The following is a 2,054-nucleotide window of genomic DNA, read 5'->3' on the forward strand; positions in this document are numbered from 1 at the left end:
AAATCATGCTCGTCGTGGACATAGCCGTGATCAACGTTGATCACGCCATCTCGGTCTAAAAAGACTGCTGGTTTTGCCAAAATATGCTTCTCTTTTTGTGTTTTTCTTTATCAGAATTATTGCACGCTTTATTTCTTTCATCACTATCTAATTACCAATCGATTGGTCAAAAAATACGTTTAGACGTCTAGACGTAAAAATATCTATTGACACAAATCATGTAAGACCATAGCATCATCTACCAAATAAGATGTAGTTCGACATTATCTGCTGCTCTTCATCCAAATTGATAGTGAGTCTCTCGATGATTGAAATTAATCAAGTAAACAAGGTGTTCTACCAAGGCAGTAAAGAAATACATGCCTTAAAGGAGATCAACCTCAATATCCCACAGGGAACAATCTTTGGTGTGATTGGCTCATCGGGCGCGGGCAAAAGTACCCTTATCCGCTGTGTAAACATGTTAGAAGCACCAACGACGGGCTCTATTGTTGTCGATGGTGTCGACCTCACTAAACTGACTAAATCACAGCTTAGTGAAGCTCGCCGTAATATCGGTATGATTTTCCAGCACTTTAATCTGCTTTCATCGCGTACTGTGTTTGATAATGTGGCGCTACCACTAGAACTTGCAGCCAAAGACCAAGCGCATATCACAGCAAAAGTGACTGAACTACTAAAGCTAGTAGGCCTTGAAGACAAGCATGAGAGCTACCCTTCGAACCTAAGTGGTGGCCAGAAACAGCGTGTCGCTATTGCTCGTGCATTGGCGTCTGATCCTAAAGTATTGTTGTGTGATGAAGCGACGAGTGCGCTTGACCCTGCAACCACTCAGTCAATTCTTGAGCTACTTAAAGAGATCAACCGCAAGTTAAACATCACCATTCTACTGATTACTCACGAGATGGATGTAGTGAAGAGCATCTGTCATGAAGTAGCAATCATTGGCGGCGGTGAACTGGTAGAGAAAGGTACGGTAGGCGAAATCTTTGCTCATCCTAAAACTGAGCTAGCACACAAGTTTATTCGCTCAACGTTAGATCTCTCTATTCCAGAAGATTACCAAGTGCGCTTGCAACAGACACGAGTGGAAGGCAGCTACCCTCTTGTCCGTCTAGAATTTACCGGTGCAACGGTCGATGCGCCGTTGATGACGCAAATTGCACGCAAATTCAATATTGATGTCAGCATCCTCAGCTCAGACCTAGATTACGCCGGTGGGGTTAAGTTCGGCATGATGGTCGCAGAGTTGTTTGGTAGTGAACAAGATGACAACGCAGCCATTGAGTTCCTACGTGAGCACAAGGTAAAAGTAGAGGTACTTGGCTATGTCCTTTAATGAAATTTCACAGTGGCTGAACTTAAACAGCAATCTACTCATCGGTGCTACGTGGGACACCATCTACATGGTTGCAGTCGCGGGTATCGTTGGCTTTGCAGTTGGTATTCCATTAGGTGTAATCCTGCACATCACCAAAAAAGGTGGGCTATTAGAGAACACTAAGTTAAACAGCGTACTCGGTGCGATCGTTAACGTAGGCCGATCTGTTCCCTTCTTGGTGCTTATGGTTGCGATTATTCCGGTCACTAAGCTACTGGTTGGTACATTTATCGGCACCACAGCGGCGATTGTTCCTTTGACGATTGGCGCGATTCCATTTGTTGCTCGACTCATCGAAGGCGCACTTTTAGAAGTTCCTACTGGACTTGTTGAGGCAGCCCAATCAATGGGGGCAACACCTGTACAAATCATTACTAAGGTACTGCTTCCTGAAGCGATGCCTACTATTGTTAACTCGGTAACTATTACGCTGGTAACGCTAGTTAGCTACTCTGCAATGGCAGGTACGGTTGGCGGCGGCGGCTTGGGTGATGTTGCAATCCGCTACGGCTTCCACCGCTACGACGTCACTATTATGGCAGTCACTGTGGTTATGCTTATCGTGTTAGTTCAGATCATTCAATCAATTGGTGATGCGATTGTTCGTCGCGTCGATCACCGCTAAAAATAAAACAATTTCACAGATTTAATTTATAAGGAGATAGTGATGAAA

2 protein-coding genes and 1 pseudogene are annotated in these 2,054 nt (G+C 44.5%); 2 read left to right on the top strand and 1 reads right to left on the bottom strand.

Annotation, left to right across the window (positions count from 1 at the left end):
• Positions 1 to 80: pseudogene (locus QTO00_RS18820) on the bottom strand (D-glycero-beta-D-manno-heptose 1,7-bisphosphate 7-phosphatase); the annotation flags it as partial.
• Between the two features lie 224 nt (positions 81 to 304).
• Here QTO00_RS18820 and metN point away from each other — a divergent pair.
• Together metN and QTO00_RS18830 are read left to right on the top strand one after the other, a co-directional pair.
• Positions 305 to 1,339 carry a methionine ABC transporter ATP-binding protein MetN gene (gene metN / locus QTO00_RS18825; RefSeq protein ID WP_331426123.1) on the top strand — a complete coding sequence of 345 codons (1,035 nt, stop codon included), beginning with the start codon at positions 305 to 307 and terminating at the stop codon, positions 1,337 to 1,339.
• Positions 1,329 to 2,006, top strand: a complete 678-nt coding sequence (locus tag QTO00_RS18830; protein WP_038203379.1) for a methionine ABC transporter permease — start codon at positions 1,329 to 1,331, stop codon at positions 2,004 to 2,006. The genes metN and QTO00_RS18830 overlap by 11 nt, the downstream gene beginning before the upstream one ends.
• The last annotated feature ends 48 nt before the right edge of the window (positions 2,007 to 2,054 follow it).

The organism is Vibrio sp. M260118, from assembly GCF_036533755.1.
GTDB lineage: Bacteria > Pseudomonadota > Gammaproteobacteria > Enterobacterales > Vibrionaceae > Vibrio.